At 44.2% G+C, this 19,275-nt stretch carries 10 protein-coding genes, 1 pseudogene and 1 riboswitch; of the genes and pseudogenes, 2 read left to right on the top strand and 9 right to left on the bottom strand.

What is annotated here, in order from left to right; all coding sequences use genetic code 11:
* Window positions 1-43: 43 nt before the first annotated feature.
* The 5 genes from PYS60_RS01630 to PYS60_RS01610 form a co-directional block, all read right to left on the bottom strand.
* Window positions 44-1,369, bottom strand: a complete 1,326-nt coding sequence (locus tag PYS60_RS01630) for a nucleobase:cation symporter-2 family protein (protein ID WP_315570253.1) — start codon at window positions 1,367-1,369, stop codon at window positions 44-46.
* A 71-nt stretch (window positions 1,370-1,440) separates the two neighbouring features.
* Window positions 1,441-1,538: riboswitch (purine riboswitch) on the bottom strand.
* An 89-nt stretch (window positions 1,539-1,627) separates the two neighbouring features.
* Window positions 1,628-2,677 carry a sugar phosphate nucleotidyltransferase gene (locus tag PYS60_RS01625; RefSeq protein ID WP_315570251.1) on the bottom strand — a complete coding sequence of 350 codons (1,050 nt, stop codon included), beginning with the start codon at window positions 2,675-2,677 and terminating at the stop codon, window positions 1,628-1,630.
* 16 nt (window positions 2,678-2,693) lie between these two features.
* Window positions 2,694-3,662 carry an NAD(P)/FAD-dependent oxidoreductase gene (locus PYS60_RS01620; protein WP_315570249.1) on the bottom strand — a complete coding sequence of 323 codons (969 nt, stop codon included), beginning with the start codon at window positions 3,660-3,662 and terminating at the stop codon, window positions 2,694-2,696.
* 141 nt (window positions 3,663-3,803) lie between these two features.
* Complete coding sequence (locus PYS60_RS01615; RefSeq protein WP_315570247.1) at window positions 3,804-5,693, bottom strand: AMP-binding protein; 1,890 nt, start codon at window positions 5,691-5,693, stop codon at window positions 3,804-3,806.
* A 37-nt stretch (window positions 5,694-5,730) separates the two neighbouring features.
* Window positions 5,731-6,501 (bottom strand): hypothetical protein, encoded by a 771-nt coding sequence (locus PYS60_RS01610; RefSeq protein ID WP_315570245.1) that lies wholly within the window; start codon window positions 6,499-6,501, stop codon window positions 5,731-5,733.
* Window positions 6,502-6,673: 172 nt separating this feature from the next.
* On the opposite strand from PYS60_RS01610, the gene PYS60_RS01605 reads away from it, so the two are divergent.
* Both PYS60_RS01605 and PYS60_RS01600 read left to right on the top strand, forming a co-directional pair.
* Window positions 6,674-7,966: a galactokinase gene (locus PYS60_RS01605; protein ID WP_315570243.1), complete on the top strand. Its 1,293-nt coding sequence runs from the start codon at window positions 6,674-6,676 to the stop codon at window positions 7,964-7,966.
* Window positions 7,967-7,992: 26 nt separating this feature from the next.
* Window positions 7,993-8,808, top strand: a complete 816-nt coding sequence (locus PYS60_RS01600; protein ID WP_315570241.1) for a nucleoside deaminase — start codon at window positions 7,993-7,995, stop codon at window positions 8,806-8,808.
* On the opposite strand, the gene PYS60_RS01595 is transcribed toward PYS60_RS01600, so the two are convergent.
* The 4 genes and pseudogenes from PYS60_RS01595 to PYS60_RS01580 all read right to left on the bottom strand — a co-directional run bounded on the left by PYS60_RS01595 (window position 8,795) and on the right by PYS60_RS01580 (window position 19,246).
* Window positions 8,795-13,657, bottom strand: coding sequence for a UvrD-helicase domain-containing protein (locus PYS60_RS01595; RefSeq protein WP_315570239.1), 4,863 nt, complete (start codon window positions 13,655-13,657; stop codon window positions 8,795-8,797). The genes PYS60_RS01600 and PYS60_RS01595 overlap by 14 nt on opposite strands.
* A 194-nt stretch (window positions 13,658-13,851) precedes the next feature.
* Window positions 13,852-15,003 (bottom strand): RNA-guided endonuclease InsQ/TnpB family protein, encoded by a 1,152-nt coding sequence (locus tag PYS60_RS01590; protein WP_390866547.1) that lies wholly within the window; start codon window positions 15,001-15,003, stop codon window positions 13,852-13,854.
* Window positions 14,951-15,079: pseudogene (locus tag PYS60_RS01585) on the bottom strand (IS607 family transposase); the annotation flags it as partial. The gene PYS60_RS01590 and the pseudogene PYS60_RS01585, both read right to left, overlap by 53 nt.
* Before the next feature lie 75 nt (window positions 15,080-15,154).
* Complete coding sequence (locus PYS60_RS01580; protein WP_315570236.1) at window positions 15,155-19,246, bottom strand: PD-(D/E)XK nuclease family protein; 4,092 nt, start codon at window positions 19,244-19,246, stop codon at window positions 15,155-15,157.
* Window positions 19,247-19,275: the final 29 nt, after the last annotated feature.

Genomic DNA, 19,275 nt, shown 5'->3' with positions numbered 1-19,275 from the left:
TAAGCAGCACAAAGATGCCGCTTTTCGTGTAACACGAATCGTCTCATTGTTTTTTGGCCGGTAAGGCGATATTCAAAATCAATGCGGCCAGAGTACCGGTGGAAATACCGGAAGAGAGAATCATTTTGACTGTTTCCGGTAAATTGTTCAAAATTTCCGGTTTAACAGTTACGCCCAGACCTAAGGCCAGAGCAACGGAAATAATGAGCAATTCCCGGTCATGTAACTTAACGGAAGTCAAAGTCTTAATACCCTGAGCAGCTACCAAACCGAACATAATAATTCCCACACCGCCCAAAACAGGTGTCGGCATAACGGCAATTAAAGCACTGATTTTCGGGAAAACACCGATCAGAGCCAACAAAATTCCTGCCAGTACCATCACATAGCGGCTGGCAACTTTAGTTAACGTCAACAAACCGACATTCTGAGAAAAGGCGGTATTCGGTCCGGCACCGAAAATACCGGAAATTAAAGAACCAAGGCCGTCGCACAAGACGCCGCCGCTGACTCTTTCGCTATCAATTTTAACTTGGGAAGCTTCCGCAATTGCCAAAACTATACCTACCGTACCGATAGTAGAAACTATATATGCCGGAACAAAGGATAAAGTCGAGGCCAAATCAAAATGCCAACCGTATGAGAAAAATCCCGGAACAGCTATCCAGGGAGCATCCCAAACAGCCTGCAGATTGACCATATTCAACGGCAAACAGATGAGATAGCCGAAAATCATTCCGAGAAAGACAGCCGCCGTGCTGAATAAGCCCTTACCGAAATGGTTCAAAAGCAAGGTAAAAAGCATAACGACCATGGCTATTCCCAAATTACGTAAAGAACCGTAATCAGGTGCCCCGAAACCGCCGGCACACCAGTCAATACTGAGCGGTAAGAGTGTAATACCGATTAACGACACTACAGTTCCGGTAATAAGAGGCGGGAAAAAGCGCATTAAAGGTTTGATAAAACGGCTCAAAACAATTTCAACCAGTGAAGCTGTAATTGTCGCTGTAATAATACCTGCAGGGCCGAATTTGCTGCCGACGCTGATCGAAGGGTTAACGAAGGTGAAATCCGTTCCCATCATTCCGGAAACTCTCGCACCTATCGGACCTAAGCCCTTGGATTGTAAAATCGTCGTAATACCGGAAGCAAATAACGTCGCACTGACCATAAATGAAGTTTGAGCCACACTTAATTTCAAAGCAGCACACACAACCAAAGGTACCGCCACAATACCGGCAAATGCCGCCAAAATATGTTGCAGAGCCAACAATAAGGCTACAAATTTCGGCGGCACGTCATCAACTTTGTACTTCAAGTCAGTATTGACTGAATTTGTCACTTGCGGTGTTTGTACTTTTTCCATAAATCCTCCATAAAAAAGCACTTTCTTCTCTTAAAGCAATAAATAGCCAAAGAGCCGGAAAGCGCCGATCAGACAAACACCAACCAACTCATAGTCTAAAATTTACGGCTTTAGGTAGAGACGCTCGACCATATCTCGAGCATATATGAGTTACCGGTCTATTATAACAAAATTATTTTCTTTCGTGTTTAATTTCGTCGATTAAACTGTTTTTTATTTTCTCACGTTTATCTGCCCGGTCGACGGACAAGCAAGCGTTCAGTTTTTTGGCGGCCACAACTGTTGCGGATATAATTCCTCGGCGACTAATTTACAAATAGCAGCTTGAACTTTGGGATAGTCGTCCTGATAAGTTAAACCGAACCACTGGTTATTTCCCTGATAGACTTTAACCTGAACTTCTTCCCGTTTAACAGCCTCGCCGACTGCCAAAGGCAAATAGCACTCAGCTTTCAGAGGCGCGGCAGCTAATTTATTTTGCAGAAAATCGCTGAGATAATCTTGGCAAAGAGCAAAAATAGAATAATCAAAAGCCCAAATATTCATTGATACGGGAGTTTTGCCGGAAATAGTGCGCCAGCTTGCTCCTCCGTCTTCAGAATAAGCAATCACCCGTTCCCGCTCCTGTTTTTCTTTTAATAAGACAGCCTGCAACGAACAGCTGTCGGCATCACAATCCACCCTCTCGCCGTCAACAATTTCGGCCGTCGGCGGTAAATAACCGATTTGTGTCCGCTCATTAATCCGCTCCAAGTAAGAATCTGGGGTTAATTCACAGACGCCGCGCGAGACGAAGCCCATTTCGCTGAGCGTTTTATCCAATTCATAAGCGACCATCGCATACTGCTTAAGCGCTACGCCGTTTCGCTTTTGCGGCTGTTCATTACCATCAAAATAATCGGCTAAAGTTTGAAAAGCCTGCGGGCCGTAATAATCGTCGGCATTGATTACGACAATTTTTTCATCCGGTTTAACGCTGTTACGAGCACAGTATAAAGCATGTGCCGTACCTAAAGGTTTGACCCGAGCCGGATCAAGCGTAACTGCCTGCGGTAAATCGTTAAAGTCCTGAAAAGCATAACGAACTTCAATATAAGGGCGCAGATGAGCGCCGATAGCCGCCTCAAAAGCTGCACGCATTTCCGCCTTAATAATAAATACTACAGCGCTGAATCCGGCACGCAAAGCATCATAAACGCTGTAATCCAGAAGTACTTCATTGTAAGCGTTTACCGCCCGTACCTGTTTCAAACTGCCGAATCTGCTGGCCAAACCTGCCGCCAAAACAACTAAAACTTTCTTACTCATCCCGACCTCCTTAATCTTAATTCAAACTGCTTAAATACTCTTGGGCTTTATATGCTGCCAAAGCTCCGTCAGCCGCCGCTGTAACAACTTGTCTTAAATTTGTGTCACGCAAATCTCCGGCGGCAAATACGCCCGGCACAACAGTTTTCAGGTCCCGATCCGTCTGCACACAATTATGCCGATCAAGCAGCAGCGAAGTTGCCTCATTTTGCAAAAAGCCGCTGTTCGGTTCTTCGCCTGCCATAATAAAAACTCCGTCCGCCTGTAAATCTACTGTCTGTCCATCTGTGCGCCGGCAAAAGCGCATGCCGCAAAACTGCTCTTCTCCGTCGATTTTTTCCTGTAAAAAAGCTTGCGGCAACAGATTATAAAAAACTTGAACTTTAGGATTTTGCAATACCCGCTCAACTTCTATTTTATTCGCTCGGGCCACATCTCGACGTAAAACCTGCTTAACCGATTTCACATAGCGACTGAGATAGGTACTGGCAGCGAAAGCCGAATTACCGCCGCCGATAACCAGAACGTCTTTATCTTTATAAAAGCGACCGTCACACACGGCACAATAACTCACGCCCCGACCTCTAAGTTCGTTTTCAGCCTCCAAACCTAAAGTACGTTCCCGGCAGCCGGTTGCCAGAATCAAACTGCGCCCCCGATAAGTATGCCGCCGGGTTTGCACCGACTTGACGGCAGCGTCTATATCTGTCACTTCCTGTACCTGTTCATAGGCGATTTTAACCGGCAGAGTTTGAATTTGCTTTTCCAATTTGGCTGCTAATTCCGGTCCTTTAATTAAAGTTTCGCCCGGGTAATTCTCCAAGTTGTCAATAGTTAACAATTTACCGCCGCAACCTGCCGGATCCAGCCCCAACACTTTCAATCCGTCTCTGGCAGCATAAAGACAAGCTGTCAATCCGGCCGGGCCAAGGCCTGCCACAATCACATCATAAATTGTTGTATCAATCAAGCGCTCACCTGTCATAGTGTCACCTTTTCCTTAAATTTAAGTCCATTTTGTTTATCTTAGCTGTTAAGCGGAAAAATAACAAGTAGACGAAAAAACCGCCCGCCGGGAAACTTATTCCCGCCAAGCGGCTGTTTCAAATTTCTGCTACCGACAAGTTCATTTGCTTAAATCATCAAGATTAAGCACCTGACTACCTTTGGTATAATCTATTTCGTTCGCAGTCAACTTGGCAATAACCTGTTCCCTGGTCGCTTCCCGCTTCACTTTCAGAGTTGTCGTACAAATCATATCCGTCTCGGAATAGAAAACTGAACGCAATTTTTTGAAACTCGGCATGGTAGCACTCATGTTGTCCACAAGTGTTTTTATTGCCTCCCGCACCTGTTCCTTGCTTAATCCCTGCTCTTTGATATATTCCGCATCCGTTTGTAAACGTGCCAACAGAATAACTTCGCTGTCGGCCATTGTTTCACCCCAAACTAAAGCTCGCTTAACTAAATCATTAACTTCCAACTGTTCTTCCAGTTCTTCCGGGAAAACCTTCTTACCGTTGTGCAGAACAATCATCGATTTGACACGACCGGTAATTTCCAGGACCTGCTTTTCCTTATTAATATGAGCAACATCGAAAGTACGTAACCAGCCGCTCGGTAACAAAGTGGCCTCCGTAGCTTGTTCATCTTCATAATAACCCAACATGGTAATATGCAGTTCCCGCTCTTCCGGTTTACTGTCGAGTGCAGGATAATCATTAATCTTAACCAGAATTTCGCCGTCCTGTCCGTCTTCTTCATTATCAATAGCTACTGTAACTCCGCCTAACGGTTGACCGCAGGAACCGGCTACCGCGTAATAGGAATTACAACCGGCGACAACCGGCGTACACTCGGTTAAGCCGTAACCTTGCAGAACTTCAATTCCCAGCTCATGGAAAAAGTCCACCACATTGCGGCGAATAGGGGCCGCACCGGTAATTCCGACAGCTACCTCGCCGCCGAAGTTAGCCAAAATCGGGCGGAAAAGGCGACGTCTGCAATCAAATCCCAAATTATAAAGGAAACGACTCAGGCCGCGCAAAATATTAAACAGGAACAATTTCTTCTGTTTACGCAAAGCTGTGAAAATTTTCTTATACAAAGCATCGTAAATTGCCGGTACACCGATTAACAAATTGGGATGATATTCCAACAAATTCTTGCTCAAATAGCGTAAACCGTCACACATACTGATTTCGCCGCCCAATGCCAGCACCGCCTGAAAACCGCAAGTGTTTTCGAAGCAATGATGTAAAGGCAGCAAACATAAGTGTTTCAAAGGCCGCGGCATGTCAATTACCCGCAACAAAGCTGTCAAATCGCTCGTAATATTATAGTGACTCAGCATAACGGCTTTACTTCTGGCTGTTGTACCTGACGTAAACAGTAAAGCAGCCGTTGATTGCGGCAGGAGCTGCAGGCGTTGCGCCTCTTCACCTGTACGTTCCGACTCTCTGCCGGCCTTAAGCAGTGAATTCAGGCTTTGATAACCGAAGTCCTGCGCTGCCTGTAACAGCAGAGCCTGATTCTTTTCACTTTCTTTCTCCAGGCACATATAAATTTTATTCTGCAGCAAAGGTAAATCTTTAATTGCCTCTCCCAGTTTCGTCATATAGGCGGCATCACAAACAAAAGTATCTACTTTTCCGCGTTCCAGCAAAGGTAAAAGTTCCTGGGCCGGCAACATGGGATCCAACGGAACGATAGTTCCTAAATGCATAACCGTAGCCAGATAAGTCAAACACCAGTAATAAGAATTGGCTCCGACAACGGCAATTTTTCTCAGTGATTTATTATCGCCCTGTAAATCTTTCAAAGCTACCGCCAAAGCCTCGGCATCTTCAGATGTTTCCCGATAAGTTCTGCTTACAGGAACTTCATCTTTAGGATTATTGCGGAAACGGAAGGCGATGTGATCAGCGTATTCCCTGAAAGTTCGAGTGTAAAAATCATACAAATTCAAATCGGGATAATACTCCGGTTTGTATATTTTTCCTGTTAATATCTCCATAACAATCTCCTTCAATCAGGTGGCGGCAAGTTAAAAATTAACGGGTACGGGTCATCGGGCTGACAGTAATATCGTCAGCGGAATTTACCGTCAATTCATTGCTGTTTTTGCTACTGATAACCTGAACTTTAACCTGAGAAACTTTGTCCTTCTTGATCTGTGAGCAGGCAGTATACCAATCTGCCCCCAATTTACGCATCTCTTTCTCGCTCAAATCTTTACCTGTAACCAGGCGAACGTTGGTAATATCCTGATTCAATACGGCCAGACAATCTGTCGCCGTTCTGTTTTCCGCCAAATATGACTTATCAACCAGTTGATCCAGTTTACCGAATAAAGCCGCAGTTTCCGCCTGACAGCGCAAATAGCCCGGGACAGTCAAAGCTATCAATAAAGCTAAAGGTAAAATAACCAAACCTAAAGCCAACGCTATTGCTGTCGGTAATTTAACTTTCGGCACCTGCAACAAGTCGCATTTCATCATTTTCAAGCGGGAAACTGCCGACAAGTCATTATCTTTGTTTTCTTTGCGCATGATATTGTCATAATTGTGCTTGGATTTGACTGCCTTATTAGTAGGGGAATTGTCTCCTGCTTCCAGCCGCCAACTGCTCATGCGCTCATCCATCGGCGGCGCATCGGCGATTACAGCATGCGGGAAAGTGGGTTTCACATCCGCTTTCAGTATTTCTTGCGCTTCTTCAGTCGGTGTCAAAGCCCAACAAAATAAACAACGCGCCTCGGGCTTAGCCGGATTAACCTGAATCAGTGAACCGCAATTTTTACAGATACCTTCGATATATGCCATTAAATTTTCTCCTAAATTCGGGCACCACAGGCCCGCTTATAGCTCTTTTCCGTTTTTAACATTATAATTGGTGCAGGGAATGAAAGCAAGAAAAGCACTTTTACCCTTTTGTGAAAGCCTGTTTGTTCTCTTCCCGCACCGATATATTATTGAAAAGAGGTTTTATCCCTTCATGAGCGACCATGCATCCTTAATTTCCCGTTATTTGCCCGCCTTACAGAAATTATACGGGGCAGATGAACAGACTTATCAGCAAGCTTATAAACGTTATCTTCAGCTGGAAGATTTGTTTTACAGTGTTTTCCCCGCAGCTTCCGCCCGAACGGACGTCAAATTTTACAGCACTCCGGGAAGAAGTGAGATTCTGGGTAATCACACCGATCATCAAAAAGGTCACGTTATTTGCGCTTCTATCAGTTTGGATATTATAGCTGCCGTTCAGCCGACGGACAGCGGCATTATCCGCCTGCATTCCGAGGGATATAATCAGCTCATTGAAATTAATTTGAACGATTTGGCGGTCAAAGAATCCGAATTCGGCAAGACTGCCGCCTTAATTCGCGGTACAGTTCGCAAAATGCAGGATGAGGGCCTGAAAATCGGAGGATTCGATGCCTGTGTTATTTCCAATGTTCCCGGAGGTTCCGGTCTGTCTTCCTCCGCTGCCTTTGAAGTTCTGTTGGTCACTATTATTGATGATTTATATAACGGCAATCAGCTTTCACCTTTGAAGAGAGCACAAATTTCTCAATATGCGGAAAATGTCTATTTCAACAAGCCTTGCGGTCTGATGGACCAATGCGGTACCAGTTTCGGCGGCTTAATCGCGCTTGATTTTGCCGACAGTAAACAAATTAAAGTTAAACAACTTGCTAATCCGCTGACTTCCAGTAATTACCGTTTGTTAATTACTAAAACCGGCGGCAGTCATGCCGATTTAACGGCTGATTATGCCGCAATTCCGACAGAAATGAAAGAAGTGGCACACTGTTTCGGCAAAAATTATTTAGCTGAAGTCCCGGCTGCAGATTTTTGGCGTCGTTTAGGCCAATTGCGCGAACAGGTCAGCGATCGGGCTCTGTTGCGGGCTTTTCATTTTTTCCAGGAAGAGGAACGGGTTGCTCAGGCTATTTCTGCTTTGGAGCGGCAGGATTTACCGGCTTTCTTCGCTGTAGTTCGAGCTTCAGGTTTAAGTTCCGCTTTGCTTTTACAGAACATTTACAGCAATCATGCGCCTTTACAGCAGGGCGTATCCCTCGCTTTGGCTTTGAGTGAAAAAGTTTTGCAGGGTCAAGGCGCCTGCAGAGTGCACGGCGGCGGTTTCGCCGGTACAATTCAAGCTTATGTTCCCACAGAACTGGTGGAAGAATACCGTCAGACTCTCGAGCAGGTTTTAGGGCAAGGTTCCGTGTACGATTTGCAAATTCGTCCTTACGGTTCGCTCAATCTCGCAAATCTCCTGTAAATCAGGCAGGCCGGAAAGGGAAGAACATGTCCGACAACTTAAATACAGCTTTAGCCGATTTTTTAGACTATTTCTGTTTCCGGCTCTGCCATCAGGCAGCGCAAATGGCCGCGGCAGTTGGGGAAACACCGATTGCCGCTTTGATTTTGCCGCATAATATTCGTTGCCGTTTGGCAGAAATTTTAACCGAAGAGCAGAAACAGGCGCTTTTCACCTTCGTCTCCTTGCCGTCTGCCGCCAAGTTTACCGTTTCGAGTCAAATTTTGCAGCAAAAGGATTTACTGTCGTCTGCGCTCTTACCGGTTTCTACCCAGCGAACGGAGAAACAGCAGAACGACGTGCCGGCAACTCGAACGGATTTTTTCCTGAATACTCAATCTGATATTTGGGCTCTGCTTGCCCGGGAAATTGTCGGATACAGTTACAATCAACGGGAAGAGGCACAAAATATTTTCGGGCATTGCGAATGTCTTTTACTCCGGGAAATCAGTCAAAAAATCAATTCCCGGAGGCTCTCCGACTATGATTTATACGTCAATTTGGAACCGTGCCTATTGTGTGCGGCGGCTTTAATCAACGCTCAAATAGCGGAAGTTCATTTTCTGCTACGCAACGATAAAGCCGGAGCTTTGGTTTCCCGCAGTAATTTATTCGATTTCAGCTGGTTGAATTATCACCCCGGATATAAACAGTACGAAGATTCCTGTTTAAGTACGGAAGGGCAAAATTTATTGCGCACTTTCTTCCGCCGGCTGCGGCAACGAAATCGGGCGGCCGGTTCGAAACAAGTACGAAAAAAAGCCTATCAGCAGCACGGCAAAACGCTTATCAGTCCGAATTGAATTTGAATTCTATCGGAATATACCCGGCAGCGGCAACGGAGTAAATGTAAATATGCAGATGTTTTCGCGCTTCCGCGGCTGTCATATGTAAGCCGGTTTGCAAAGCCGAAGCATATAACTGTAACTGCAGCGTATACATTTTTTTCAAGTGTGCGACGATATCGCCGGGTTTCTTCTTCGCATCGGAGAGAGAGTCCGTCTTATAATCTATCAGATAAACTTCCTCTCCCACCTGCAGCCACAAATCAATAACACCCTGAATGGTAATATACGGTTTTATTTCTTTCATATTCTCCGGCTGCAACTGCGGTAAATTAAAATCCGCCTGAGAAAACAAATGCAAAAAATCGGCCAGCGGGTAACGAACAGTAAAGCGATGTTCCCGATAGACGGCCGCATTTTCCCGCCCCGCCTGCACCGCCTGCCAGGCTTGGAACAATTGGGTGTTTTCAGTTGCGTTTACAAGCGATAATTTTTGTTGTTGCGGCAAATATAAAGGCAACAATTTCGGTAATACCGGCCGAATAATTTTATCTTCTTCAGCGCCGATTATATTATTTTGCAGCATATAATCCAGTTGCCGAGTCAAAAAATCGAGGGTCAAAGCTTGCGTTTGCAGTGAGGTTATATCTACTAATTGTAAGTAGCGATGAATTAAAGTGCCTTTAGCAGCAGCTTCCGGCTGCTTGTTTCTGTTCCGACTGTCGTCAGCAAGCGCAAATTGCAGCTCGGCCGGACGCACATTGATACTGTTCACCGCCAAATCAAGTTGCGGTAAAAGTGCGACGGCCTCTTCTTTCTCCCACTTGTCGGCAACCTTTTTCAGGACACTGACTGCATATTTACTTTGTAACGGAGCTAATTGGCGTTCCTGCAATATTTGTTGTTGCGCTTGACTTTGTTTAACAAAATTATGCCAATAATCAGCACCGACAGCCTCGAATTCCGGCTGCAATCCCCGCTTTTCCGCCTGGATAAGCGCCGTTTCCCCGGCACAGTCCTCTTGGGCCAGCGCTGTCGTTTTTTGTAAAACTCCGGCTAAAATCGGAGCGATATTTTGTGCCTGTTCAGAATCGAGCAAAAGGTTCAGGTCGTTTTTCTCCGGGACAATTAAAGGTAACTGCCGATTTCGCAGACATCTGGCTTTTTCTACCTTGTCCGTACCGCTCAACTTTACCTCGGGCAAAATCGGCTCAGCCTCAGGCTCCGGCACAGCGGCTGCAACATCTATAGCTGCAGCTGCAATCAATTTATCTCTCAACGCCGGCGGCAAATAACACTCCGCCAATAATCTGTAACGTTCCGCTAAGGACAAACAAGTCACATTATAGCAAGCTTCCGGGCCCTTTTTCACTTGGGCTTTAATCTCCGGCTTAAAGCTTTGCTGCAATAAAAGGTCCGGCAAAAAAGTGCGATTTTGCAATAACTTCGTCTCTGCCGTCACCGGTAATTTCTGTTGTAAAGCATATGCCAACAATTTTTCATAGCTGCTGTTTCTATAAAGCAGATTAAGTTCAGGTTTAAGGTCGAGTTTCTCACCGGTCGGCAATTTCGAGGGCCGGCTGTTAACGTAAAGGTGCAAGGAAATTTTCGCGCGGGTCAAAGCTACATATAACAATCTGAGTTCTTCAGCATAAGTTTCTCGCCGTTCCAGGATTTTTTCCGCTAAACCCGTCGTACTGATAACTTGCAGCAAATCGTCAATGACGCTGTCATGCATACTGAAACCCAATTGCTCATTAAAACTGACAGCGGTCGTTTTATTCTTAATGCTGTAATCCAGACCGGCGATAAAAACGTGTTCAAATTCCAGGCCCTTGGACGCATGAAAAGTCAACAAGTTAATTTCCTGCTCGGAATTAAGCTCCTCTTCCGGGCACAAATCTGTCGGTCTAGTGAAAATTCCGGCAAAATCGGCTATTGTCAGCCGGGGATTGCTTTGCTCTGCCCGACTCAGATAATGCCTGAAAGCCGCAAGATACAGAGGTTGCAAAGAATCATCTTCTTTTTTGGCCCAAATATATTCACTCAGAATTATTTTCCACGCTTTAGAAAAACTCAAAGTTCGGAACAAAGCCTGCCATCTTTGCAGATGCTGCAAATCTGTCAGTAAAGTTTCAGCCAAATCAACTTTTATGTATTTTTCCGGAATTACCGGATTTTCCGCCAGACGTTTCTGTAATAAAGCATAAAGTCCGGTTTGCAGATATGGCGGCAAATCTGTTCCTTTTCTCAACTTCAGCCACCCTGACGCCGCATACAAATACACAAGCTGATAAAACGGCGCATATGTTAAAGTCGTTCGACACACTTCATCCGTATCTTTCAATTCTTCGGTCAGATCCTGTATTGTCGCTTTTATTTCCGCCAAATTATTCAAGCTGAGCGGTAAAGGCATATAATCCGAAGTTAAAGCGGTCGCTAAAACTTCATCATCAAGCGGATTATGCAGCGCCTGTACCAGAAAATACCATTTGCACTGTTCCCGATTCGGCAGATTATCATAAGTTTCTTCCGTCGTTTCGTCATTTTTACGTTCGCTGAGCCGGCACGCTATATTCAGTCTTTGTAAAGCAGCTTTTACTTTGCTTAACTTAGCATGTGATCTTGCCAAAACGGCAATCTCCGCTTCCGGCTCCCGTTCAAGCAGTTTTTTGATACTGAAAGCGATTAAGTCCGCTTCTATATCGCCTACCTTCACTTTTTCTTTAATTAATTTATCTCCGCCACGCAACTTGCCGGCGACTTTAAATTGGGCCACAGCAGCTTGAGCGGCCGCCAAATTCATTGCCTCCTCCCGGCAGCTTTCCTCCGCTTCGTTGACACTGACAATTTCAACTGCCAAAGGCACTTTATTCTCGGCTTCCGCCTGCTGCAACTGCGGTGCCAGATTAAACGCATGGCCGTCGGCAATATAATCGAAGCCGACCGAATCAGGTTTTAGCAAATTTTGAAACAGCAAATTACAAAAAGCTAAAATCCCCGCCTGTGAACGATAATTGGCGTTAAAATTAATCAGTCGCCAGGTACCGGTCAACTTCGCCAATTCGACCTTTTCCGTAAAATTGGCCGGTTTAGCATTACGAAAAGCATAAATACTTTGTTTAATATCTCCGACAACGAACAGATTATTATTCGCCAGACTTTGCAAAATAGCTTCCTGAATATCGGATGTATCCTGATATTCATCAACATAAATCTCTTTATAACGTTCACGGCAGTAAGTTAAAACCGCTTTGTCCTGCAATAAAGAATACGCCGCCTGTTCCAAATCGGTAAAATCAATTGTATGATTCTGATATTTCAGCAAAAAATAAACTTCATCAACGGCCAATAATAATCTTGTCCAGAAAATAATCTTTTTGGCCCGCAGCGCAGCCAAGCTGCTTTCACTGTTCAGTTCCAACAGCGGTAAAGCCGGCAACAGCAGTTTGTATTCCTTCTTCTTAATATCGCTGCACAATTTAATTTGCGGTGCCAGCAGACAAAGTAAAGGCATGATTTTTTCCAACCATAATGCAGCGTATTCCAGCGAATTTTCCTGCTTGGGCAACGGACTGAAAGTAAAGGGTTTACACGTCTTACCGCGCGTAACTTCCGGCGGTTTGGGCAAACTGCGTCCAAGCTGCACCAATTCTGCATACAGGCTGTGAAAAACGTCGTTTTTCAACAACTTCAGAGCTTCCGGTTTCTGCAATTGCTGCGCCCGACGATAGCGAGTCAACCAGTCCTGTAATGCCGGCAACAATGTTTGCAGCAGATTTTGCAAATAAGCATTAACGGCTTTTATATCGGCCGGCGCAGCTTTTTGGGCCAGAAAATTCAAATCGGCAAATTCCGCCCGGCTGAGCCAATAAGATGCCGCTTCTATAAACGGCGGCATTAAATCGACCGCTTCCTGCAACAAATAGTAAAATTCCGGGGCGGCAGCCGGATTGAGCGCCGCTTGCTCGGCATAAAGTGCCGCCTCCTGCATTCTGCGACGATAATCGGCATAGGTCCGAAATTGTCTGAGTATATGTTTGGTTTCCGCCGTGATTTCCTGTAAAGATTTGACGGATTTGGTTTGTGCCAGTAAAGATTGCCATAATTCCGGCAATTCCCGGGCACTTATTTGTCGCTCAAGCGAATTAAGATATTCCGGCAGCAAATCATTTTGTCGTCCCCGAATCTCAGCAGCGGCTGTCGGCTCTTTTTTCGCAATTTTCTCGGAAGTTATAGTAGTCAGGTCCGCAATCAGGTCGCTGAAATCGAGTTTGGCACCGCTTTTAATCTGCAGCATTACGTACTCAAAAACCCGTTCCGCCGCCTCGGTCAACAAATTATCCAAATAGGTTTCTTCTCCGATTTGCCCTTGACCGACAGCTGCAACCAAAGCATTCTCATTCTGCATTTTCTCAGCCGTTTCCGTTACCAGTTGTTTGCAAAAGGCGTGAATCGTCGAAATTTGAGTAAAGGGTAAATTAGCGGCACTTTTACTTAAATTTTTCCGCGCCGCATTAATTTGTTCTGCAGTCAATCTGCCCTTAATCTTATCTTCACTGTTAAAAGAGGCAATAATATCATCAATTTTTGCCGCTAAAGCTGTTTGCATATGCCGACTGGCTTTTTCAGTAAAAGTTAAAATCAGCATTTCCGTCAAATCCGCTTTTTCACTCAAGACCCGCAGCATAATGCGTTCCGTCATAGTATAAGTTTTGCCTGAGCCGGCTGCTGCTGAAACTACAATATTGCCTAAAGGTGCCGTCACGGCCTGCTGTTGCTCCGCATTCAACTTAATATTTGCCAAGCGATAAGCAACAAGCGGATTAAGCTGATTATATCCGGCCGAATTTGCCTGTTTTAACATTTTTTCTCTGCCACTCAAAATATGTTGAAATATACTCAAACACATCGAGAAATTGAAGTCCTTGCGGATACTTCTTACTGCTTCAACGTGTATGCTTTGGCGATTGTAAACAATACGCTACTCACAAGCTCTTGTACACTCCACAGTCGTAAATTCCTGCGATAGCCCGCAGTACATACTTACGTTTGCTTTCATTATGCAACTTCGTAAGTTAAAGCATCTCTCAGATTAAGTGCTGCATTAAAATCCCTATCCTCGACATAGCCACAATCACAACGGTATATTCTATCTGAAAGCTTCAAATCTTTCTTGATAGCTCCACAACAGTGACATGTTTTGGATGATGGATACCATCTGTCTACGACTCTTAATTCAATACCTTTTTCATCACACTTAGCTTTAAGCTTAGTTCTAAATTCATAGAACTTTTGTGCTGCCACGGCTTTTGATAGATGTCTGTTCTTCATCATTCCTGATACATTCAAATCTTCAATTGTTATATAAGATGGCTTGGCTTTCACTATCTCGACTATTAATTTATTGATGTAGTCAGTACGGATATTATCCATTCTATGATGAAGTCTTTGCACTTTGAGCTTTTGCTTTTGTATATTCTTTTGAGTGGACTCTCCCTTCTTTAAATCCTCATACTTGCGTGAGAGACATCTTTGTTCTCTGCGCAATTTCTTTTCCAATTTTTTAACTCTTGCCGACTTGTTGATATTTTTATAGGTTTTACCGTTAGAAACAATCGCCAAGTCTTTCAAACCAAGGTCAATTCCTATACCGTCATTGCTGTTATCAGCAATCTTAGCGGCAGGCATTTCCACAAGAGCTGACACATAATATTTGCCTGCTTTGATGGATACTGTAGCGCTTTTGATTTTCCAGCCGTCTTTAGTTGTCGGTATATAGCCTTTTTCTTTAATGCGTACCCAACCTAAAGTAGGGATGTTCAACCTATGTCTCTCGCAGCTGCAATCTTTAGGATTATTCTTTACGAAATACATTTTTACATCAGATTTACCTTTCTTTTTGAAATGAGGAAAAGCACTTTGATGTTTAAAAAATCTTATAAATGCAGTACAGCCATCTTCAATAGACTTTTTTACAGCTTTTGCATACACTTCTTTAATCCAGACTTTTTCAGGGTTATTAGGAATGTACTCATTATTGAGCCAAACGCTAAAGCTCTTGCCGGTCATAAACTTTTCGCCTTTATCGTATAAGGCTTTGTTGTGATCGAGATAGAGGTTGTAAACATATCTACAAGTGCCGATAGTCTTGTTAATCTTAATTTTTTGCTCGACTGTCGGATTTATTTCCGTTTTGAAGCTCTTTAGCAATTTCCTCATCCCCTTCTATTTGTTTTTTATACTTACGAAGGCCGTGCAATCTACATGAAAATCTGACGATTATCGTTTTTTGTAATTAGTGATATTAGATGTGTTCATAGCAATATACTCTATAAGTATATTTTAACATATTTAATCACCATTAACAATGATTTTGATTACTTAAAGTTTTCTCTCCTGTAATTGCAGATTGTTGCCATAATTTCAAAGCGTATTCCAAGGCCTCTTTGTCCTTAACTGTTGCCGGCATTGGCGTCATGCGGTTCAATAACAAGCGTCTTTGTCCCGACTCGGGTGAAAATTTAGCCAAGCCCTGATATGGCACCTGACAAGTGTTATCGGCTGCAAGTACCGGTTCATAGGGGAATTTACCGGCACAGATATCCTGCCATTCTGCCAAGCATAAATTGTAACTGTAATCTTCCAGCGCCCTTTCTTCGGCCTCCGTCAAAGTCAATTTGGAGCCAAGGTCATTTTTTTCTTCGCCGGTAAATTCAGTTTGCAGGTCTTCCGGACTTTTTTCCCACGCCAGACTTAAATTACTGCCGTTATTACGTTTGTAAAGGTTCTGCAGATACATATAGGCGGATTTAATCATCCGGGTGTTGCCCTCACTGCTCAAATTTCCATCCAAATTATAGCGGATCAAGTTAGCATATAGAGGCATTTGCAGATCCAAACCGGCAAGTAATTTTGCCGCTTCAAACTTCTTCCGGCCGCTTTTATAATCGAGCAGCAGAATCCCCGGTTCCGTGCGATTTTGCAGCGGGTCACAGTAATCTATACGATCAATTTTACCCAAAAGATTAACCTGACGTTGTGCCTCTTTGAGCGGCAACATAAAGCGGCTTTCCAAGGTTGCCGGGAAAACAGCCTTAATATCCGGGGAAAATAAAGACATTGCTCCCCGCAAAATTGTAGAAAGGCCGAAATTGGCGATTTTTAACAGTTGCGGTCGTACAGTTTCCCTATAAAGCGGAGTCGATAAACCGGCAATATTGCGAATTTTACTTTCCGCCGTTTGCAAAATCTCATTGACAATCTCCGCTTTGATTGCCCCGGCAGCCTGCAAATCCGCCAAATGTTTTTCTAAAACCGCAGAATCGGCAAGCTGAGAGAAGCGGGAGGAATTATAACGCAAAATACTGATTTCCCGACTGTAATCCTTACTGTAAGCAGCAACTAAAGTTTGATATGCAGCGTAAACGGCATCAAGTTGCGGGGCAAAACTTCTATGCAACTGTAAATGTGCCGGATTTTCCGGTTCAAGCACCTTATCCGCCTGTAAAAATTGCCATAATTCTCTGTCGCCGGTCATTTCAGTCAGCTGCTCAAGCTGCTTTTCTTCGGCGGCCAGAGCTGTCGCCTGCGCATAAATTCGGTTGATGGCCTCTTCGGCGAAAGCGTGCAACAATATTCCGAAATTTTTTTGATACGTATTCGCACCGGCTTTTTCCTGCAAAGCGAGTAAATAACGGCAAAAGAAAACAAAAGGATTGGCCGCATAGCATTCCAGTTCATTAATTGATAAAGTTTTCTTTCTTTTCAACAAACGTGTAATTAAGTCTCCGTCCAGCGTTTGAAAATCGGCAACAGAGGAAATTAAGCGCAAATTGCCGGTGATATTGTACGTTGTATTAGTTGCCGTAACGGCTGTCTGCAAGTTGCTTTGCAGTTGCGCGGCCCGCTCCAACAAAGGTAAAACTTCATAAGCTCGGCTGACAACACTTAAAACACTCGTTTGATACAAAGCCCCGGCGGCACCGTTCGGTTCATGGCACAAAAGACAATAGGCAGCAGCAAAGTCCGCCTGTATAAGTTTCTGCAGACGTTGCCGTTCCGCCGCTGTCATTTTTTGAGCAATAATTAAATTAATGAGGCTACGGGCGTGCCGTAAATAATCGCATATTTCCGGTTTATTCGGTAGAACTTGCAGCTTCGTCGATGTAAGTGAACCGATACTTTCCACCGGCGACAGATAATTACTTAAAGTTTCGGTTAATGCTCCTTCCACTTTGCCGGCTGTACAAATTACAACTTTGGAACCGGCTAAAAGTAAAGCATCATAAAGCCAGGAAACAAAGCAACGATATACACCCGCATCACTATCTAAAGCCACAGTGCAGTTTTTTTCCGCCAAATTCAATAATAAAGTCAAATCATTACGGCTGAAAACGCCGCCGGCAAAACCGGAACTGTTCATCAGACTCGTTGCGGTAAAATTAACCAAATATATCTGCTTAAAGCGAGTACCTTGCGCTTTCTCCAAGCCGCTTACCCACACTTGAAAGGCCGGATTGGGCAGAATTTCATTTTCCAAAGCTTGGAAGTCCAACTCCAGACTGCGCAGAAAATCACTCAAAGTCTCCTGTTCCAAATCACGGCTATATGTCAAGAGGTCATGCAAATGCCGGGCAAATTTATTAAAAGCACCGACCAAAGTCCTCGCCGCCTCCTGCACAAAGGCCCCCGGCTCTTGCAGCGACTGCAAATATAAAGCCCGACAGGTATCCTCCAACTTACAATCAATAAAATACTGTAAAAGTAAATGCAAACGTCGGGGGCGATTTTCCGCACTGCGTAATTGCTTTTGCAGTTCAGCTAAAGGCAAGAGAATATCATGGGCTATTTTCCCGGCCAACTGCAAATCCGCCTGTAAAAGCAAATCCGCTTCATTTTCGTCGTCATTCTCATTCTCAGCCTCAGCCTTAGGGGCAGCGAACTGTAATAAGTCATGATAATTCAGGTTGTTACGGATCAGATAATTTTCATATGTTGCTATCTCATTTTCACTGAAAGGCAAAAGCGGCGAACGTAAAAAAGCCAAAACATAAGTACGATTCAAACCGTAATTCAATAATTTCCACAAATTATGCAAATAAGCACTTAATATACAGCTCTGCTTCTCGCCTTCCCCCAGATATAACGGCACATTAATTTCATTGGCCGCCATCAATAAATCCGGCAAATCATTAACATAATCGGCAAGAATCACCGCACAATCCTGCCACTGACAGGCCGATGCGCCGCCTGAAGTACATATTTGCTTAATCTCACGCAAAATATGGCAAAAAGCCGTTTTCTTTTCGGAAACTCGGCGCAAAACAACACTGTCGTCCCGCAAATCCTGCAAAGGCGCATTCGCCTCCAACTGACAAATCCAAGCTTCTACTCTTTTTTTGGCCGCCGTATAAGCCGGTAAAAGATACTCCAGACTGACGGAAGTAAAATCCTGCTGATACAAATCGAACAGTGCTCGAAAGCCCGCCTCATAAATTTTGGCAGCTCGATAAGGCAACTTGGCCGCAAACTCCAACCAGGTATTAATCGAACAGCAGCGCAAATTTTCCACCCGTAAACTTTTCCGGTCGGAATTTTCAGCGGAACTTTCGCCGGAGCTTAAAGAAACAGCTAAATCGGCGGCTAATTTTTCTTTTCCCTGATAATCGGCAGTTAAATCGGGTAATTTCAGCGTCAACGTCAAGGAAGCTGCCACATGTTGCAGACAGTTAATTAATTGCCACTCCTGCGGTGTAATCAAAGTATCTTCCGCCATGCCGTAAAAATAAATATGCGTTCGGCGCAAGAATTGCAAATGCCGCTGTGTCCACTTGTCGGAATTGCCGGCGGCGAAAGCAAAATCGCGCAACAAATTAATCAATTCATCTATTTCACCGACAGTATCCGTTAATTCCGCCTCGGCCAGACTCAAGCGATATGCTTCGCTCAGTTCCTGCAAAGCCTGCAACTTACGTCTTAATTTTTGGGCCTGCGGTGCCGTATAATCAGCTAACTTCGAGGATAAGTCGCTTAAATCGAGACGCAACCTTTTAACACTTTTTTCCGTCTGCAACAATTTTTCCCGGAATTCCGGCTTGTTGAAATAAATCGAAAGGCAACGGAAATTTTCGTCGGCATCTAAATCGTTCCGTTCGGATAAATCTTGCACATAATTATAAATCAACAAAGCTGCCAACTCCGGACTTACTTCCTGTTGCTTACGGGAAAGAACTTCCTTAAACAATAAGGAGGCAAAACGTTTAATTGACAGAACTTCAGTAAATAATAAAGCTCCCTGGTCTACCTGCAGCAAAGCCTGTTCTACCGATAACTTCCGATTATCCGGGACAATAACGATAACTTTGCTCTTATCTCCTTGTAAACGACGTTCCTGAATTTTGTCGACTAATCTGTCCAAGATTTGAAACTTGTCGGCTCCGGCAATTATCTGCACTTTTTTTCTCCCCTCGCTTGTTTTAAGTT

Source organism: Amygdalobacter indicium (genome assembly GCF_029101545.1).
Taxonomy (GTDB): Bacteria; Bacillota; Clostridia; order Saccharofermentanales; family Fastidiosipilaceae; genus Amygdalobacter; species Amygdalobacter indicium.
This window is presented reverse-complemented; position numbering and strand designations above follow the sequence as displayed.